This window comes from Micromonospora eburnea (assembly GCF_900090225.1).
GTDB classification, from domain to species: Bacteria; Actinomycetota; Actinomycetes; order Mycobacteriales; family Micromonosporaceae; genus Micromonospora; species Micromonospora eburnea.
Genome location: NZ_FMHY01000002.1, coordinates 246,819 through 264,754 on the forward strand (window position 1 = coordinate 246,819; position 17,936 = coordinate 264,754).

Consider the following 17,936-nt stretch of genomic DNA (forward strand, 5'->3'; position numbering starts at 1 on the left):
TGTCGGCGAAGCACCACGCTCCTCGACCGACAGGAGGACCGATGTCCAGACGTACCCCCCGGCTCTTCGCCGCCGCCCTCGCGGTCGGCGCGCTCATCCTCGGCGGCTGCGCCGAGAAGACCGCGACCGACGCCCCCGCCGCCGGCAGCAGCTCCGCCGCGGCCTTCCCGGTCACGGTCGGCAAGCTGACCCTCGACAAGCGCCCGGAGAAGATCATCTCGCTGTCGCCGACCGCGACCGAGGTCCTCTTCGCGATCGGCGCCGGCAAGCAGGTCACCGCCGTCGACGACCAGTCGAACTACCCGCCGGAGGCACCGAAGAGCGACCTCTCCGGCTACCAGCCCAACGCCGAGGCCATCGCCGGCAAGAGCCCCGACCTGGTGGTGCTCGCCAACGACCTCAACAAGATCGTCGACCAGCTCACCACGCTCAAGATCCCGGTGCTGCTGGCCCCCGCCGCCGCCACGATCGACGACACGTACCAGCAGATCACCGACCTGGGCGCGCTGACCGGCCACCCGGGCGAGGCGGCCGACCTGACCAGGAAGATGAAGGACGACATCGCCGCGCTCACCGGCAGCCTGCCGAAGCGGGCGGAGAAGCTCACCTATTTCCACGAGCTGGGCCCGGAGCTGTACACCGCGACCAGCAAGACCTTCATCGGCTCGATCTACGCCCTCGCCGGCCTGGAGAACATCGCCGACCCGTCGGACGCCGACGGCCGCAACGGCGGCTACCCGCAGCTCTCCCAGGAGGTCATCGTCAAGGCGAACCCGGACTTCGTCTTCCTCTCCGACACCAAGTGCTGCCAGCAGACGGCCGAGACGGTCAAGGCCCGCAGCGGCTGGGCCGGCGTCACCGCAGTGAAGAACAACCAGATCGTCGCTCTCGACGACGACATCGCCTCGCGCTGGGGCCCGCGCGTGGTCGACCTGCTCCGGACGATCGTCGAGGCCACCGCCAAGGTCCCGGCGTGACCTGCCGGTGAGCGTGCGCCCAGTGGAATCCGCCGGCCCGGCCGGGACGCCCGACGCGTCCCGGCCGGCCGGCCCGCCCGCGTCCCGATCCGCGCCCGGCCGTCCGGTCGGCGGGCGTGGCGCGCGGCTCCGACCGGCCGGGCTGCGCAAGCGCTGGCTGATCGCCGGGGTCGCCGCAGTGCTGGTCGCCCTGGTCGCCGGGGTGTCCCTCGGCCCGGTCAGCCTGCCGCCCGGCAGCGTCGCCGCCGAGCTGCTCAACCTGCTGCCCGGGGTGCACCTGGACAGTGGGCTCAGCGAGCGGGAGATCGCCATCGTCACCGAGCTGCGGCTGCCCCGGGTCGTGCTCGGCCTGCTCGTCGGCGGGCTGCTCGCCCTGGCCGGCGGCTGCTACCAGGGCGTCTTCCGCAACCCGCTGGCCGACCCGTACCTGCTGGGCGTGGCGGCCGGTGCGGGGTTCGCGGTGACCGCCGCGATCGCGCTCGGCGTCGGAGCGGGCGGGGCGGTGGGCGGCCTGCCGGTGACCATCCCGCTCGCCGCGTTCGTCGGCTCCCTCGGCGCGGTCGCCCTGACGTACCTGCTCGGCGCGGCCGGCGGGCGCGACCGGTCACCCGCCACGCTGATCCTGGCCGGGGTGGCGGTCTCGGCGTTCCTCGCCGCCGGGCAGACGTACCTGATGCAACAGCACGCCGAGAGCCTTCAGCAGGTCTACTCCTGGCTGCTCGGCCGGCTGGCCACCGCCGGCTGGCGCGACGTCCGGCTGGTCCTGCCGTACTTCCTGCTCACCGCGATCGTGGTGCTGCTGCACCGGCGTGAGCTGGACGTGCTCAGCGTCGGCGACGACGAGGCCACCGGTCTCGGGCTGCACCCGCAGCGCTCCCGCTACCTGCTGATCGCCGCCGCCTCGCTGGGCACCGCCGCCGCCGTCTCCGCCTCTGGGCTGATCGGCTTCGTCGGCATCATCGTGCCGCACACCGTACGGATGCTCGCCGGATCCAGCTATCGGGTGATCCTGCCGCTGTCGATGCTCTTCGGCGGGGCGTTCCTGGCGCTGACCGACGTGGTCGCCCGGACCGCCGCGGCCCCCGCCGAGATCCCGATCGGCGTGGTCACCGCGCTGCTCGGCGGCCCGTTCTTCGTCCTGGTCCTGCGCACCGCCCGGCGGGTGTTCACATGAGCGCGAGGAGCGAGCCGGTGGCGCGAGCCCCGCAGCCGCGACCGGAAGCCTCGCCGAGCGCGGTAGAGGTCCGGGGCCTGCGCGTCAGCCTGGGCGGCGCGCCGATCCTGGCCGGCGTGGACCTGACCGTCGCCGCCGGCGAGTGGGTCACCGTGATCGGCCCGAACGGCGCCGGCAAGTCGACCCTGCTGCGCGCCGTCGGCGGCCTGCTGTCCGCGCCGGGCGCGGTCTCCCTCTTCGGTACGCCGATCCAGGCGTTCCGCCGCCGCGACCGGGCCCGGGTCGTCGCCACCGTCGCCCAGTCCCCGGTGGTACCGGCCGGCATGTCGGTCTTCGACTACGTGCTGCTCGGGCGTACCCCGTACATCCCGGCGCTGGGCCGGGAGTCGGCCGCCGACCTGGCCGCCGTGCGGGAGGTGCTGGACCGGCTCGACCTGGGCGCGTTCGGGCACCGGGAACTGGCCACCCTCTCCGGCGGGGAACGGCAGCGGGTGTTCCTGGCCCGTGCCCTGGCCCAGGGCGCCACCCTGCTGCTGCTCGACGAGCCGACCAGCGCGCTGGACATCGGCCACCAGCAGGAGGTGCTGGAGCTGGTCGACCAGCTCCGGCGCGAGCACGGCCTGACCGTGCTCGCCACCATGCACGACCTCTCCATCGCCGGCGAGTACGCCGACCGCCTGGTGCTGCTCGCCGACGGCCGGGTGGCCGCCGCCGGCCCCCCACACGAGGTGCTCACCGAGGAGCTGCTCGCCACCCACTACCGCGCCCACGTCCGGGTCGTCCAGGGCGACCACGGCCCCCTCGTCGTCCCGGTCCGCCCTCGTTGAAAGGAGGGGCCCCTTGTTAACGCCTCCGGTAGAGCAAGGGCCCCCTGTTAACCGCTGTCAGACGGTGGCGTGGCGGACGGGGCGGGGGGCGAGGGTGGAGAAGATGGCGCCCTGAGGGTCGCGGAGGGCGGTGAGCCGGCCCTTCGGGGTCTCCCGGGGCGGGACCAGGACGGCCGCGCCCAGCTCGGCGGCGCGAGCGGCGGTGGCGTCGGCGTCCGCCACCGCGAACCACACCGACCAGTACGCCGGCAGGTCGGCCGGCAGCTCCGCCAGCGGCGGCGTCATCCCGCCGACGATCAGCGCGCCGCACCGCCACCCGGTGTACGGCGCCGGCTCGGCCGGCTGCTCCTCCGCGTGCCAGCCGAAGACCAGCGCGTAGAAGTCCTTCGCCCGCTCGGGGTCGGGGGTGACCAGCTCGTTCCAGCACATCGACCCGGGCGCGTTGAACAGCTCCGCGCCGCGCATCGCCATCGGCTGCCAGACGCTGAACACCGCCCCGGCCGGGTCGGAGAGGACCGCCATCCGGCCCTGGTCGGAGACCGCGAACGGGGGCACCACCACCTGGCCGCCGGCCGCCTCGACCCGGGTGGCCACCAGGTCGGCGTCGTCGGTCGCCACGTACGTCGACCAGATCGGCACCTGGTCGGGAGTGGCCGGCGGGCCGACTCCGGCGACGGCCCGCCCGTCCTTCCGGAAGACGGTGTAGCCGCCGGCCGTGGGCTCCGGGGAGACCTGGCCGGTCCAGCCGAACAGCTCCGAGTAGAAGCGTTTCGCGTCATCCAGCCCCGGGGTCGCCAGGTCGGTCCAGCAGGGCGTGCCGGGCTCCACGCCGCTCACGGTGACCCCTCTCGCCGGGGGCGGCCCCGCTGGCACGCCCTGCCGGCATCGTGGCACCGCCGGGTCCCCCACCGGGCTGGAATCGGGCAAAACCGTCAGGTGAAGCGGCGTCCCTCGTCCCGCCGGTACGCCCACCCGGCGACCGTCGCCAGCACCACCACCCACACGCCGAGCATGACCAGGGAGACCGGGTTGGGCCGCAGGTCGGTGGTGGCCGCCCACATCACCTCCACCGCGCCCCGGGTGGGCAGGTAGGGGGCGATCGTCTTGATGAAGCCGGGCGTGGTGTCCGGGCCGCCGGTGAGCAGGCCGCCGCCGACGGCGAGCGGGAAGAAGACGAGCTGGGCGACCACGATCGCCGCCTTGCTCGGCAGCGAGTAGCCGATGGAGAGCCCGAGCAGGGTGAACGGCACCGAGATCACCGCCACCGCGCCGGCGCCGAGCAGGAACTGGACCGGGCTCACGCTCGCTTCGGTGGCCACCGCCGCGATCACCACCACCGGGATCATGGACACGTAGGTGAGCGCCAGGCCCGCCAGGATCCGGCCGGTGAGCCGGGCCGCCGGCCCCGCGGGCAGCGTCCGGGTGTACGGGTCCCAGGGCTTGTCGCGGTCCTCGGCGACGCCGATTCCGTACTGGAAGATGTTGGCGCTCATCACCGCGAAGGTGACCATGGCGGCGGTGGCGTAGGTGGCGGCGGCCGGGTCTTCGCCGGTGAAGGGCACCACGAAGAAGAGCATCGCGGCGGCGGGGAAGAACGCGCTGCCGAAGACCGCGACCGGGATCCGGACGGTCTCCAGCAGTTGGTAGCGGGCGTGGACCAGGGCGAGTGGCACGAGGTCTCCTAGACGGCGGCGGTGATGGTGGGCCGGTGGTGGGCCGTGATGGCGAGGAAGGCCTCCTCCAGCGAGGTGGGCCGGACCTCCAGGTCCCGGAACGCCACCCCGGCGATGACCAGGTCGCGGACGAGCTGGTCGGCGTCCGTGGTGAGCAGGTGGGTACGCCCCTCGGTGTGCTCGGTGGCGACCACCCCGGGCAGCGGTGGCAGGTCGTCGGCGACCAGGCTGACCCGGCGTACGCCGACGATGCCCCGGATCGCCTCGACGGTGTCGTCGGCGAGCACCCGCCCGTGCCCCATCACCACCACCCGCTGGGCGAGGGCCTCCACCTCCTCCAGGTAGTGGCTGCTCAGCAGCACGGTCCCGCCGTCGGCGTGGAAGCCGCGGATCGCCTCCCAGAGGGCGTGCCGCGCCTCGACGTCCAGCCCGGTGGTCGGCTCGTCGAGGACGACCAGCCGGGGCCGGCCGACGAAGGCGAGGGCCACCGCGAGCCGGCGGCGCTGCCCGCCGGACAGGCCGCCGGTCTGGCGCTTGAGCTGGTCAGCGAGGCTGAACCGGTCGAGCAGTTCGCCGCGGGGCACCGGGTCGGGGAAGTGCCGGGAGACGAAGTCGATCACCTCGCCGACCCGGAGCGTGCCGGGCAGGCCGGTCTCCTGCGGGGTGACCCCGAGCTGCCGCCGGCTGGCCGGGTCGCGCGGGTCGCCGCCGAACAGCTCAACCCGTCCGGCGGTGGGCCGGCGTATCCCGACCAGCAGGTTGATCAGGGTGCTCTTGCCGGCGCCGTTGGGGCCGAGCAGACCGACCAGCTCCCCGGTACGTACGGTCAGGTCGACCCCGTCCAGGGCCAGCACGTCACCGTAGCGGCGGCTGACCTGGTCGGCGTGGGCCAGGATCATCGGGTCTCCTTCGTGGGGCGGTCCCGGGCGCTTCTGCCGTCACCTGTGTATCGTGCCGGCGCCAGTTACGCCGCTGCCGGCCGGGGCGGCGTCGGGCTCAGCGGATCGCCTACTGTGGTATTCCCGTCCGCGGTGGCCTGGCGACAGCGGGCGGGATGCCGACGGGACACTGGGGAGGGTCCGTGACCAGTCCGAGCAAGAACCTGGACGTCCAACCGGAGGCGTTGACCGCCTTCGCCGCCGCGTCCCGGGACCGGGCGAGCCGCTTCGGTGAACTGCGGCAGGTGTTCCACGACGGGCACGTGCCCCGGCACGCCTTCGGCATCATGCCGGCGTCCTTCAGCCTGGCCGCCGCGTACGCCGAGCAGTTCGAGGCGTGCCTCACCGGGCTGGCGGAGGGCGCCGAGGTGATGGCCGACATCGCCGAGGGGATCAGCGACACGGCCGACGCGTACACCGGGACCGACGTGGCGACCAACGACATGTTCGCGCCCGGCGCGCCGGCCTGAGGGGGATGGGATGAGCACGGAGGCGCTCCAGCGCAACAAGACCTACTTCGAGCAGATCGTCTCGGGCACGCCCGACCCGTTCAAGCCGCTCTCACAGGCGGTGCTCTGGCCGTTCGAGCAGTTGCTGGAGCTGGTCGCGGGTGAGCCGGACGACCTGATGCGGGCGGCCCAGCTCGCCCTGACCACCGGTGAGGCGGTCCGGCAGATCGCAGGTGACCAGATCGCCGACCGGGCCCGGCTGCGGGGCGCCTGGGACGGCGACGCGGCGGAGAAGTTCCACGCCTCGATGGAGTCCGTCGAGGAGGCGATCGAGGAGCTGGCCAAGGGGCTGGACGGCACCAAGGAGGTGCTGGTCGACGCGGCGAACGCGGCGGTCGACGCGTTCAACCTGCTGGTCGAGCTGATCCTGGAGTTCCTGCTCTGGTTCCTGACCGAGGTCATCATCGCGGCGGTGGCCGCCGTCCTCAGCGCGGGCGTGACGCTGGCCGCCACGGTGGTCCGGGTGCTGGCCCGGCTCGCCACCACGGTCGGCCGGATGTCCAAGATCGTCGCCCGGTTCGCGGAGATCCTCACCAAGCTGGTGACCAAGCTGGAGAAGGTCGCCGCGCTGCTCACGAAGTACCGCAAGACCGTGATGGAGCTGCGCAAGGCGAAGAAGGCGTACAAGGCGTGGAACAAGTCCGGCTACACCAAGGAGGCGCTCCAGTTCAAGCTACAGCGGACCGCGATCCTCTTCCCGGGTCGGTTCGCGATCAACCAGGCCTCGCCGGTGAACATCCCCGGCATCGGTGGCGCCCTGCTGGACACCGGTGTCGGCCTGCATGACATCTCCGACGGGCACAAGGACCGCAACTATCTGGTGGACGGCACCTACAAGGAGGATCTGGGCCCGTACACCAAGGGTGTGCAGAACGTCTTCGACTCGATCGTGAACTGAGAGGCAGCCATGACCTTCCCCGCCCTGGACCGGATCGAGGCGCTGGCCCGCAACCTGGACGGCTGGCAACGTGAGCTCGGCGCGCGGATGGCCGAGCTGGAGCAGAGCAGCGCCGAGGGGGTGAGCGACTCCGGTCTGGTCACCGTCACCGCCGCCGCCGACGGCAAGATCCTTTCCACCGAGATCAACGCGCGGGCGATGCGGTTCGACTCGTACACCCTCGCCGAGGAGTTCACCGCCGCCGCGAACCGCGCCCAGGAGGCGGCCGCCGCCCGGGTCCGCGACATCGTCGGCGAGGTGATGGGGGGCGCGCCGGCCACCCAGCGCCCGGCCGACGACGGATACGGCTACGAGCGGTACTGAGCCGATGGACGACAGCAGATACCGCGACCGGATCGACCAGCTCGTCGACCCGGGCGAGCGGGTGCTGGCGTACGCGGCGGCGGAGATCGGCGGCGGCGTGGCACCCTCGCCGCCGCCGGACGACGCGGCCCCCGCCGCCTCCGGCCGGGCGACCGTCACCTCGGTGCTGCTCAACCTGCTCTTCCCGCTGGTCACCTGGGACCGCGGCGATCGGCTGGTGGACCTGATCGGCTGGGGGATCGCCGGCCGTGGCGCACCCGGCTCGGCCGCCTCCCGCCTGCACCGGGCGGTCAACCCGGCCCGGCCGGACGGCAAGGTGCGGCACACCGTGCTCGCCGTCACCGACCGGCGGCTGCTGGTCTGCCGCACCGGCGCGACGAAGCTGCTGTCCAGCCAGGAGGACGACGAGCGGGCCCTGGCCGAGACCTCGGTCGCCTGGTCGGCGTCGCGGGCCGAGGTGGCGTCGGCGCGGGTGGGCTGGCACCGGCTCAACCCGAAGCGCCTGCGCGTCGACTTCGCCGACGGCTCCTGGCTGTCCTTCACCGTGCCGATCGCCGAGTCGGGCCGGCCGCTGCGTGCGGTCGCCGCCGCCCTCACCGGCTGACGGTCGCCACCTTCACCGGCTGACGGTCGCCGCCCGGCGGGCCGGTCGGGACCACTCCCGGCGGGCACGCCGCTTGATCAACTCGGTGTGCGGCACGTGGTGGTCTCCCACGAGGCGATGACCACCGTATGCCGCACATGGAGTCGATCAAGCCGAGGTCGCGGACGACGGAGTCAGGCGGCCAGGGGAGCGGGCAGGGGGGCGTGGTGCAGTACCGAGAGGCGGGAGACCGCCCGGGTCAGCGCCACGTAGAGGCGGTGCAGGCCGCGCGGCTCGGCGGCCACGATCGCGGCCGGCTCGACGACCACGACGTGGTCGTACTCCAGGCCCTTGACCAGGGTCGCCGGGACCACGGTGACCCGCGCCGCGGCGTCGACGTCGTCGGCGGTCGCGGTCTCCACGCCGGCGGTGGCGAGCGCCGCGCGGAGCCCGTCCACCGCGTCGTCGGCGGCGATCACGCCGACCGAGCCGTCGTGCGCGAGCGCCGCGCGCACCTCGGCCACCGTCGCCGCCGTCAGGTCCTCGGCGGTACGCACGTCCAGCGTCCCGTCGCGGCGTAGCGACTCGGCCGGGGGCACGTCGACGGCGAGCGCGGGCAGTAGCCGGTTCGCGAACGCGACCACGACGGCGGGCACCCGGAAGCCGACGCTCAGCGGCACCACGGCCGCGTCCGGCTTGCCGAGGTGGGTGAGGGACTCGCGCCAGTCGGTGGCCGCCCACGGCGCGGTGCCCTGGGCCAGGTCGCCGAGCAGGGTGATCGAGCCGTGCTCGCTGCGGCGGGCGATGGCCCGGCACTGCATCGGGGAGAGGTCCTGCGCCTCGTCGACCACCACGTGCCCGAATCCGCCGGGCCGCTCGATCAACCCGGCCGCCTCGTCGATCAGCACGGCGTCCGCGGCGGTCCACTTCGTCGCCTTCGGGGTACGGCCCAGCTTCGTCCCGGCCACCGCCCGAGCGGGCCGCCGCCCCGTCGCCCCGTCGCCCGTCGCCACGTCGGCCGTTGCCACGTCGGCCGTTGCCACGTCGGCCGTTGCCACGTCGGCCGTTGCCACGTCGGCCGTTGCCACGTCGGCCGTTGCCACGTCGGCCGTCGCCGCGTCGGCCGTCGGCGCGGCACCGTCGGCCGGCGCGTGGTCGCGTGTCCGGCTCGGGATGCCGGCGGTGCCGAGCAGCAGGGCCTGCTCCTCGGCGGTGAGCAGGCCGTCGGCCGCCGCGGCGAGGGCGTCGGCGTCGGACCAGAGCCGGTGCAGCAGCCCCTCCGGGGTGAGCGCCGGCCAGACCGCGTCGAGGAAGGCGGTGACCGGCTTGGCCTTGCCCATCCGGCGCAGCCAGGCGTCGCTGGGCGACTCCGCCCGGCGGGCCTCGGACTGCCGTTGCAGCAGCCCCACCACCCGGGCCCGGACGCGTTCCCGCCCGGTGGCGTACGGCAGCCCCTCACGGCGGGTCTCGTCGACCACCCGGTGCAGCGGGTCGAGGCCGATCCGCCAACGGAACGAGCCGTCCGACACCATGATCGGCTCGGTGGGCGTACCGATGTGGGCGTCGACGGCGCGGCGCAGCACCTGGGCCATCCGGACGTCGTGCTTCAGGGTGGCGAGGGCCGGGTCGTCGACCGCGCGTACCGGTACCCGGGCGACCAGGTCCTCCACCGTGGCCTGCTCGACCTCGACCTCGCCGAGCGCCGGCAGCACGGCCGCGATGTACGACAGGAACGCCCGGTTCGGGCCGACGATCAGCACCCCCGACCGGCGTAGCCGTTCCCGGTGCAGGTAGAGCAGGTACGCGGCGCGGTGCAGCCCGACCGCGGTCTTGCCGGTGCCCGGGGCGCCCTGCACGCAGATCGAGTCGGCCAGGTCGGCCCGGACCAGCTCGTCCTGCTCGGGCTGGATGGTGGCGACGATGTCCCGCATCGGGCCGACGCGGGGGCGCTCGATCTCGGCGGTGAGGATCCGGCTGGCCGTACCCAGCTCCTCGCCCCGGTCCAGGTGCTCGTCCTCGAAGCTGGTGAGCAGGCCGGCGCTGAACCCGAACCGGCGCCGGACGGCGACGCCCTGCGGGTCGCGGGCGCTGGCCCGGTAGAACGACCGGGAGACCGGGGCCCGCCAGTCCAGCACCAGCGGCTCGCCGAGGTCGTCGGTGACGTGCCGGCGCCCGACGTGGTACACCCCGACCACTTCGTCGTCGGCGTCGCCGCTGTGCCGGCTGTCGGCGGTCCCGCCGCTGTGCTGTCCGTCGGCTGTTCCGCCGAAGTCGAGCCGTCCGAAGAAGAGCGGGGTGCTCGGGTCGTCGGCCAGTTCCTTTACCCGCCGGGCCATGTGCCGGCCCAACTGTTCGGCGGTGTACGCGTCCCCGGCGACCTTGTCACCGGTGGCGAAGAGTGCCTCGGCGCGCTCGCGCATCCGGCGCAGCGCGGCACGGGAGGTGTCCAGATGCGCGCGTTCGGCGGCGAGCGCGGCGTCCAGGGTCTGTTCGGGTGCGTGCAGGGTCATCCACGTACTCCTCGTCACGGGAAAAACGCTGCCGCTCGCGTTTCCGACGTCGGTCGGCGCGGGACGTCCTGTGCGGTGCTACTCACCACGGCCGTCAGGCGGGACAGAGCAGCTTACTCCGGTCCGTACGGAGGGCAACCGGTTTTTCCCGGGCCGGGTGGTGGCCGTCGCTGGGCCAGCCCGGCCGCGAGCGGGATCATGGGGGCATGACCGAGGAGCGTCCCGAGCCGCGCCGGGTGACCATCAGCGACCCGCAGGTGATGCGGGCCCTGGCCCACCCCGCGCGTATGGCGATCATGGAACACCTGAGCACGGTGGAGGGCGGCGCGACCGCCACCGAGTGCGCCGAGATCGCGGGCCTCTCGCCGAGCGCGACCAGCTACCACCTGCGGGAGCTGGCGAAGTTCGGGCTGATCGAGGAGGCCCCGAGCCGGGGTGACGCCCGGGAGCGGGTCTGGCGGGCGTACAGCCCGTCGTACTACATCGAGTCGGGGCCGGATGCCGACTCCGAGGCCCGCGCCGCCGAGCTGGCCCTGGTCGACGCCCACCTGGCCCGGGACAGCCAGCGGGTCCGGGACTGGATCCGGCGGGCCCCGGACGAGCCCCGCGAGTGGTACGAGGCCGCCTGGTTTGCCGACAGTGTGCTGCTGCTGACCGCGGAGGAACTGATCGGGCTCAACAACGCGATCCAGGAGCTGCTCAACCCGTACCGGCGGCGGGTGCGGACCAACCCGCCGGAAGGGGCCCGAAGCGTTGCCGTGCAGTACCGGGCGTTGCCTCTGGACTGATATTCGGGGTTGTGTCGACCAGGTGTGAAGGATTAACTTCGAAGTATGTCCTTCGCATCTGGTCCGTCGCGCTGGTCGGACGTCTGGCTCGCCACCGCCGCCCGGGGCGTCTCCAGCTGCGGGGACTTCCTCGCCGCGAGTGCCCTGACCCTGGCCCTGCAGTCCGCCGGGGCGGGCGGCCTCGCCGTGTCCGGGCTGATGCTTGCCGCCACTCTGCCGCTGGTGGTGCTCGCCCCGCTGACCGGCCGCCTCGCCGACCGGGTCGACAGCCGCCTGCTGCTGGTGATCGCCGGGTTCGCCCAGGCCGGGATCTGCCTCGCCCTCGCGTACGCCGGGCATCCGGCGCTGGTCATGGTCCTGGTGGCGCTGCTCGCGGCCGGGCTCGCGGTGACCCAGCCGGTGCTCTCCGCGCTGGTGCCGGTGATGGTCCGGGCCGCAGACCTGCCCCGGGCCGGCGCGCTCGTGCAGACCGCCGGCACCCTCGGCGCGCTCGCCGGCCCGGCGCTGGCCGGGCTGCTGGTCGGGGGGTTCGGCACCCGGGTGCCGCTGCTCGTCGACGCCGCCAGCTATCTCGCGCTGGTCGCGGCCGGGCTGCTGATCCGTACCCGCCGAGGGGGCCGACGGTCCGGGCCGGCGGCCGGCCGCGCGGCCACCCCGCCGCCGACCTGGCGCTTGCGACGCGACCCGCTGCTGGTCGTCATGGTCGGCAGCCTCGCCGCGGTGATCGGCGCGGTGGGCGCGGTCAACGTGATCGAGGTCTTCTTCATCCGGGAGACCCTGCACAGTTCCACCACCGTGTACGGCCTGGTGACCGGCTCCTGGACGCTGGGCATCGTGATCGGCGGCTGGATCTTCGCCCGGGTGGCCCGGCGCCTCGCCGACGACGGGGCGCTGCTCGGGGCCGGGCTGGCCCTGCTCGGCGGGTGCTGCCTGGCGGTCCTGGCCTCGGCGGCGGTGCCGGCGGCCTGGCTGCTCGTGCCGATCTGGCTGGCCGGCGGGGTCAGCAACGGCGGTGACAACGTCTTCAACAACCTGCTGCTGGCCCGGCGGGTTCCCGACGCGGCCCGGGGCCGGGCCTTCGCGGTCTTCGGGGCCGCGGTCCAGGGCGCCGGGATGGCCGGCTACCTGGCCGGTGGCCTGCTGCTGGAGTTGGCCGAACCCCGGCCCCTCCTCGTCGGCTGCGGGGTAGCCGGGGTGCTGGTGGTGGTCGCGTTGGCGCTGCCCGTCCGCCGGGCGGTACGCGCCGAACGGGCGGCGGCGGCAACCTCCGTGCCCGCAGGCACACCCGGCCGGCCCGAGGTGGCCGCCTCCGATCGGGACCGGGTGGCCGCGGAGCGGGATGCGGAGTTGGCCACTCAACTGCCCACCCCGTGAACCGGCCCGGCGGCCCGGGGTTAACGTCGGGCCATGGCCGACCGCATCGCCCGCCCGAGGGTGGGACACATCCAGTTCCTCAACTGCCTGCCGATCTACTGGGGGCTGATGCGGTCCGGCGCGCTGATCGACGTCGACCTGCACAAGGACTCGCCGGACCGGCTGAACGCCGCGCTGGTCGCCGGTGACCTGGACATCGGGCCGATCTCACACGTCGAGTACCTGCGGCACGCCGACGAGCTGCTGCTCCTGCCGGACCTGGCGGTCGGCAGCGACGGCCCGGTGCTGTCGGTCAACGTGGTCTCCACCAAGCCCCTCGCCGAACTGGACGGGGCACGGGTCGCGCTCGGCTCGACCTCGCGTACCGGGGTGCTCCTGGCCCAGCTGCTGCTCGGCGAGCGGTACGGCGTACGGCCGGAGTACTTCCGCTGCCCGCCCGACCTGAGCCGGATGTTGCTGGAGGCCGACGCCGGGGTGCTGATCGGCGACGTGGCGCTGCGGGCGCTCTACGAGGCGCCCCGCAAGGGCCTCCAGGTGACCGACCTCGGGCAGGCCTGGCGGGACTGGACCGGCCTGCCGATGGTCTTCGCCGTCTGGGCGGTACGCCGGGACTTCGCCGCCGCCCACCCCGGCCTGGTCAAGGAGGTGCACGAGGCGTTCCTGCGCTCGCGCGACCTCTGCCTGGCCGAGCTGGACCAGGTGGCCGAGGCGGCGGCCCGCTGGGAGCCGTTCGACGCGGCGACGTTGGCCACCTACTTCCGTACCCTCGACTTCTCGCTCGGCGAGCGGCAGGTGGCCGGGCTGCGCGAGTTCGCCCGCCGGGCCGCTGAGATCGGCGAGGCGCCCGCCCTGCCCGCGGACGGGCCGCGGTTCTTCCAGGGCTGACCGGCCCGGAACGACGCGGCGGCGGCGTCCACCAGGACACCGCCGCCGGATCGACCGGTGGGTCAGGGCGCCGGGCGCAGCAGCGCCTCGGTGATCTTCTGGCAGTTCTTCATGCCGTAGTCGTAGCCCATGCCGATCGGGTAGCGGACCATCACGCCCATCGTCCAGGTGTCACCGATGGCCAGGCAGTTGATGTGCATCTCCTGCTCCTTGGTCCGGTCGATCCAGCCGTTCTTGATGGCGATCTTCTTCTGCTCGGCGGCCGGGAACGCCTTACGGATGCCGAAGTCGCCGGCGCCGCGGACCAGCCGCATCTCGTTGATCAGCCACTTGGTCCACTTCGGCCCGGCGGCGCGGCCGTCGTCGATGCAGAGGCCGAGTCGGGCGGTGTCCCGTGGGGACAGGTTGGTCCGGCTCCAGCCACCGTCGCTGGCGACCTTGCTGTCGGTGAGCCCACACGTCTTGATCAGCCGCTTGATTGAGTCGGCCCGGCCCACGCTGTTGTAGAACTGCTCGGCGCGGGTGTTGTCGCTGTCCCGGATGATCTTCGTGGCGTCGGCCAGCTTCGCGTCGCTCGGGGTCTTCCCGTCCTCGGCCGTACGCCGCAGGTAGTCGGCGACGATCCACGATTTGATCAGCGAGGCGGTGGTGCTGGTCTCGGCCATGTTCTTGGAGCCGATGACCTTCCCGGTGCGCTTGTCCAGCACGGCCCAGGAGTACCAGCCCTTGAGGTCGAGGCTGTCGAGGTTCTGGGCGGTGAACGGCAGCGGCTCCAGCGACGGCGACGGGGAGGGCGTCGGCTGGGCGCGGGAGCTGCGGTCGGTGGGCGTGTTCGTGGAGCGGCCACTCGCGACGGCCTGGTGCGAGGTGGGGTTGGGGCCCAGCGGGGAGCCGGGCACCAGCCGGAGCGCGACGAGCACCGCCCCGACCAGGGTGATCGCGACGGCGCTGAACATCAGCGGCCGCTGGTTGCTGCCGGGCCGGCGCCGGGTGCCGGCCATCAGAGTTTCCCGACCGGCTGCTGCGGCACCTTGAGGGCGGCGCCGGGCTGCGGGGTGACCAGCTGGGTGGCCACGCTGGCGCAGACGTCCGCGCCGTATTCCAGCCCGTCCTTCTGCGGGTAGCGCATCATCACCGCGAGACTCCACTTGTCCGTCACGGCCAGGCAGCTGACGTGCCAGTTGCCGTCATAGTTGAGCGGGGTCCAGCCGTTCTTGATGCTGACGGGGCCCTGTGCCTTGATCTCGGCCGGCAGGCCGTCGATGATGCCCCACTTGCCGCCGCCGGACTTTTGCTGCTGGGTCTTGACGCTGCCCCGGACCTTGCTCATCTCGTCCAGGACCCACTTGGTCCACTTCGGGCCGGCGGCCTTGCCGTCGGCGATGCAGTCGCCGAGCCGGACGGCGTCACGCGGGGACATCTGGGTGAAGCTCCAGTAGCCCTTGTACGGGTCAACCGCGCCGCGCTTGGTGTCGGTGAGGCCGCAGATTTTGATCGCCCGCTGGATCACCGGATTCGGCATGCCGTCCGACGAGACCTTGTAGGACCCGCCGGCGGCATAGTAGACCTGGTTCGCCGCGTCGTCGTTGCTGTCCCTGATTGCCAGGCTCGCCGCCTTCTTCAACGCCGTGGTCGGCTCCTTGTCGCCGAGCTGGCGCAGGTAGTCGGAGACGATCCACGCCTTGATCATCGACTCGGTGGAGCTGGTCGACGTCATGTTCTTGGCGCCGCTGATCTTGCCGGTCTTGCGGTCCATCAGGGCCCAGGAGAAGAACTCTCCCTTGAAGTTCACCGAGACGGGCGCGTCGGCCAGGGTGGGCGGGGGCGGCGGGGTGGGCGCGGGGGCGGGGACCTTCTCCCCGCCCCCGATGCCGCCGAGGCTGGCGAGGGTGTCGCCGCCGGAGAGGCGGGCGTACGCGGCGGGCACCAGCATGACGCCACCGAGGAGGACTGCCACGATGGCGAGCACCATGATCACGCGATGTCGCATGAGTGGGTGAACTCCAGATGTCTGGCCGGGGGGACCGGCTTTTCCGAGTTGGTTCGGCCTGATCGCCGAGGTCGGGGGTGACCTGGAACTGGTGGCGATCGTCAGCAGCCGATCGGTGTGCCGGGGGAAGTCTACTTCCGGACAGGCCGGACGCCAGAACTTGGCACCTGGCAACTCGCCGTGATGGCGGGGTAATCGGCTGTTGTGCCGCCCTTGAGAGGATTCACGTTCGCTAAGTGGTTGATGTCACAGCCGTCGCTCGTCGCGGCTTCTCACTGGCAGCGGTCATCGGGTGACGGACGGTGGTATCCCAAACCTGTTACACCCTCTGGTGTCATTGGTCGAGAGCTGTAACACTGGCCTCATGTATGGCAACGACTTCGCCCCGCTCGAGGACGGTCCGGGCGGCGGCCTGCTCGGCGAGGTGGAGGCGGCGGAGGCGGCCCTGCGTGAGGCGGCGGCCCGCGCCCGGCACGGCGGGCCCGCCCCGGACGACGACCTCGACGCTTACTTCACCGACGTGATCGCGGCCGATCAGAAGATCGAGCCACGCGACTGGATGCCGGAGGCGTACCGGAAGACGCTGATCCGGCAGATCGCCCAGCACGCGCACTCCGAGATCATCGGCATGCAGCCGGAGGGGAACTGGATCAGTCGGGCCCCCTCGCTGAAACGCAAGGCGATCCTGCTGGCCAAGGTGCAGGACGAGGCCGGCCACGGCCTCTACCTCTACGCCGCGGCCGAGACGCTGGGTGTCAGCCGGGACGAGCTGGTGGAACTGCTGCTGAACGGCCGGCAGAAGTACAGCTCGATCTTCAACTACCCCACGCTGACCTGGGCGGACGTGGGCGCTATCGGCTGGCTGGTCGACGGCGCGGCGATTGTCAACCAGGTGCCGCTGTGCCGCTGCTCCTACGGCCCGTACGCGCGGGCGATGATCCGGGTCTGCAAGGAGGAGTCGTTCCACCAGCGCCAGGGCTACGAGATCCTGCACACGCTGGCCCACGGCACCCCGGCGCAGAAGGCGATGGCCCAGGACGCGATCGACCGCTGGTGGTATCCGTCGCTGGCGATGTTCGGGCCGCCGGACGGCGACTCGACCCACTCCGCCCAGTCGATGGCCTGGAAGATCAAGCGGTTCTCCAACGACGAACTGCGCCAGCGCTTCGTCGACATGTGCGTGCAGCAGGCCGAGATCCTCGGGCTCACCCTGCCCGACCCCGACCTGCGCTGGAACGACGAGCGGCAGGCGTACGACTTCACCCAGCCCGACTACGACGAGCTGATGCGGGTGATCAAGGGCAACGGGCCGTGCAACCGGCAGCGGATGGCGCACCGGCGCCGCGCCCACGACGAGGGCGCCTGGGTACGCGAGGCCGCCGCGGCGTACGCCGCGAAGCGGGCGGAGGAACAGAAGGAGAAGGTTGCCGCATGAGCAGCAAGGAGCAGTCGCCGCTCTGGGAGGTGTTCGTGCGGGCCCGGCGCGGGCTGTCGCACACCCACGTGGGCAGCCTGCACGCCCCCGACGCCGAGTTGGCCCTGCGTAACGCCCGGGACCTCTACACCCGCCGTCAGGAGGGTGTCTCCATCTGGGTGGTGCCGGCGAGCGCGATCACCGCGTCCAGCCCGGACGAGAAGGACGCCTTCTTCGACCCGGCGGCCGACAAGGTCTACCGCCACCCCACCTTCTACCCCGTGCCGGACGGGGTGGCGCACCTGTGACCAGCCTCTTCGACTACACCCTCGGCCTCGGCGACGACGCGCTGATCGCGGCGCAGCGGCTCGGCGAGTGGACCTCCCGTGCGCCGGAGATGGAGGAGGACATCGCGCTGGCGAACATCGCCCTCGACCAGCTCGGCGCGGCCCGCCTCCTGCTCACGTACGCGGGTGAGCTGGAGGGCGCCGGCCGGGACGAGGACGCGCTGGCGTACCTGCGCGACGACCGGGAGTTCCGCAACTGCCTCCTGGTCGAGCTGCCCAACGGCGACTTCGCGGTCACCATGGCGAAGCTGTTCTTCCTGGCCGCGTACCAGCTTCCGCGCTACACCGCGTTGGCCGGGTGCGCCGACGAGCGGCTCGCCGCGATCGGCGCGAAGGCACGCAAGGAGTCCGCGTACCACCTGGACCACGCCGCGCTGTGGGTGAAGCGGCTCGGCGACGGCACCGAGGAGTCGCACCGCCGGATGCAGGTCGCGGTCGAGCAGGTGTGGCCGTACACCCACGAGCTGTTCGCGGCGGACCCGGCGGCGCCGGTCGACCCGGCCACCCTGCGGGCCGACTTCGACACATGCGTGGACGCCGTGCTGGCCGAGGCGACGCTGACCAGGCCCGCGGACGGCTGGCAGCCCGGTGGGGGCCGGGACGGCGTGCACACCGAGCACCTGTCGTACCTGCTGGCCGAGATGCAGGTGTTGCACCGCGCCCACCCCGGAGCAAAGTGGTGAGCG

At 72.7% G+C, this 17,936-nt stretch carries 19 protein-coding genes; 13 read left to right on the top strand and 6 right to left on the bottom strand.

Annotation, left to right across the window (positions count from 1 at the left end):
- Positions 1–41: 41 nt before the first annotated feature.
- From GA0070604_RS01430 to GA0070604_RS01440, 3 genes are all read left to right on the top strand, one after another.
- Complete coding sequence (locus GA0070604_RS01430) at positions 42–977, top strand: ABC transporter substrate-binding protein (protein ID WP_091112854.1); 936 nt, start codon at positions 42–44, stop codon at positions 975–977.
- Between the two features lie 142 nt (positions 978–1,119).
- A complete protein-coding gene (locus tag GA0070604_RS01435) occupies positions 1,120–2,151 on the top strand; it encodes a FecCD family ABC transporter permease (RefSeq protein ID WP_208602208.1) in 1,032 nt (343 codons plus the stop codon).
- On the top strand, positions 2,148–2,978 hold the full coding sequence (locus tag GA0070604_RS01440; RefSeq protein ID WP_244161707.1) for an ABC transporter ATP-binding protein: 831 nt from the start codon (positions 2,148–2,150) through the stop codon (positions 2,976–2,978). The genes GA0070604_RS01435 and GA0070604_RS01440 overlap by 4 nt, the downstream gene beginning before the upstream one ends.
- 57 nt (positions 2,979–3,035) lie before the next feature.
- Here GA0070604_RS01440 and GA0070604_RS01445 read toward each other — a convergent pair whose 3' ends face one another.
- The 3 genes from GA0070604_RS01445 to GA0070604_RS01455 form a co-directional block, all read right to left on the bottom strand.
- Positions 3,036–3,815, bottom strand: a complete 780-nt coding sequence (locus GA0070604_RS01445; protein WP_091112865.1) for a VOC family protein — start codon at positions 3,813–3,815, stop codon at positions 3,036–3,038.
- A gap of 95 nt (positions 3,816–3,910) precedes the next feature.
- Entirely contained in the window at positions 3,911–4,651 is a 741-nt protein-coding gene (locus tag GA0070604_RS01450) for an ABC transporter permease (protein ID WP_091112870.1), read from the bottom strand.
- 8 nt (positions 4,652–4,659) lie between these two features.
- Positions 4,660–5,550: an ABC transporter ATP-binding protein gene (locus GA0070604_RS01455; protein ID WP_091112874.1), complete on the bottom strand. Its 891-nt coding sequence runs from the start codon at positions 5,548–5,550 to the stop codon at positions 4,660–4,662.
- Positions 5,551–5,732: 182 nt separating this feature from the next.
- Between GA0070604_RS01455 and GA0070604_RS01460 the strand changes: the two genes are divergently transcribed.
- From GA0070604_RS01460 to GA0070604_RS01475, 4 genes are read left to right on the top strand one after another with little or no spacing between them, the layout of a single operon-like run.
- Positions 5,733–6,059, top strand: coding sequence for a hypothetical protein (locus GA0070604_RS01460; protein WP_091112877.1), 327 nt, complete (start codon positions 5,733–5,735; stop codon positions 6,057–6,059).
- 10 nt (positions 6,060–6,069) lie between these two features.
- Positions 6,070–6,996, top strand: coding sequence for a WXG100 family type VII secretion target (locus GA0070604_RS01465; protein ID WP_091112879.1), 927 nt, complete (start codon positions 6,070–6,072; stop codon positions 6,994–6,996).
- Positions 6,997–7,005: 9 nt separating this feature from the next.
- Entirely contained in the window at positions 7,006–7,359 is a 354-nt protein-coding gene (locus tag GA0070604_RS01470; protein ID WP_091112882.1) for a YbaB/EbfC family nucleoid-associated protein, read from the top strand.
- 4 nt (positions 7,360–7,363) lie between these two features.
- Positions 7,364–7,963, top strand: a complete 600-nt coding sequence (locus GA0070604_RS01475; protein WP_091112885.1) for a hypothetical protein — start codon at positions 7,364–7,366, stop codon at positions 7,961–7,963.
- A 173-nt stretch (positions 7,964–8,136) separates the two neighbouring features.
- On the opposite strand, the gene GA0070604_RS01480 is transcribed toward GA0070604_RS01475, so the two are convergent.
- Complete coding sequence (locus GA0070604_RS01480) at positions 8,137–10,452, bottom strand: HelD family protein (protein ID WP_091112890.1); 2,316 nt, start codon at positions 10,450–10,452, stop codon at positions 8,137–8,139.
- A gap of 206 nt (positions 10,453–10,658) precedes the next feature.
- Between GA0070604_RS01480 and GA0070604_RS01485 the strand changes: the two genes are divergently transcribed.
- Genes GA0070604_RS01485 through GA0070604_RS01495 form a run of 3 tightly spaced genes read left to right on the top strand, consistent with a single transcriptional unit; the run spans position 10,659 to position 13,499 of the window.
- Positions 10,659–11,240 carry an ArsR/SmtB family transcription factor gene (locus GA0070604_RS01485; RefSeq protein ID WP_091112894.1) on the top strand — a complete coding sequence of 194 codons (582 nt, stop codon included), beginning with the start codon at positions 10,659–10,661 and terminating at the stop codon, positions 11,238–11,240.
- Between the two features lie 45 nt (positions 11,241–11,285).
- A complete protein-coding gene (locus GA0070604_RS01490) occupies positions 11,286–12,614 on the top strand; it encodes an MFS transporter (RefSeq protein ID WP_091112898.1) in 1,329 nt (442 codons plus the stop codon).
- 33 nt (positions 12,615–12,647) lie between these two features.
- Positions 12,648–13,499 (top strand): menaquinone biosynthetic enzyme MqnA/MqnD family protein, encoded by an 852-nt coding sequence (locus tag GA0070604_RS01495; protein ID WP_091112901.1) that lies wholly within the window; start codon positions 12,648–12,650, stop codon positions 13,497–13,499.
- A gap of 62 nt (positions 13,500–13,561) precedes the next feature.
- Here the strand turns inward: GA0070604_RS01495 and GA0070604_RS01500 are convergent, their stop codons facing one another.
- Positions 13,562–14,500: a serine hydrolase gene (locus tag GA0070604_RS01500; RefSeq protein ID WP_091112906.1), complete on the bottom strand. Its 939-nt coding sequence runs from the start codon at positions 14,498–14,500 to the stop codon at positions 13,562–13,564.
- Positions 14,500–15,489 (bottom strand): hypothetical protein, encoded by a 990-nt coding sequence (locus GA0070604_RS01505; RefSeq protein WP_091112910.1) that lies wholly within the window; start codon positions 15,487–15,489, stop codon positions 14,500–14,502. The genes GA0070604_RS01500 and GA0070604_RS01505 overlap by 1 nt, the downstream gene beginning before the upstream one ends.
- 364 nt (positions 15,490–15,853) lie before the next feature.
- Here GA0070604_RS01505 and paaA point away from each other — a divergent pair, with 364 nt between their 5' ends.
- The 3 genes from paaA to paaC are packed head-to-tail and all read left to right on the top strand — an operon-like array spanning position 15,854 to position 17,933.
- Positions 15,854–16,924, top strand: coding sequence for a 1,2-phenylacetyl-CoA epoxidase subunit PaaA (gene paaA, locus GA0070604_RS01510; protein ID WP_091112914.1), 1,071 nt, complete (start codon positions 15,854–15,856; stop codon positions 16,922–16,924).
- Positions 16,921–17,211 carry a 1,2-phenylacetyl-CoA epoxidase subunit PaaB gene (gene paaB / locus GA0070604_RS01515; RefSeq protein ID WP_091112917.1) on the top strand — a complete coding sequence of 97 codons (291 nt, stop codon included), beginning with the start codon at positions 16,921–16,923 and terminating at the stop codon, positions 17,209–17,211. Before paaA ends, paaB begins: the two co-directional genes overlap by 4 nt.
- Positions 17,208–17,933 (top strand): 1,2-phenylacetyl-CoA epoxidase subunit PaaC, encoded by a 726-nt coding sequence (gene paaC / locus GA0070604_RS01520; RefSeq protein ID WP_091112921.1) that lies wholly within the window; start codon positions 17,208–17,210, stop codon positions 17,931–17,933. The genes paaB and paaC overlap by 4 nt, the downstream gene beginning before the upstream one ends.
- The last annotated feature ends 3 nt before the right edge of the window (positions 17,934–17,936 follow it).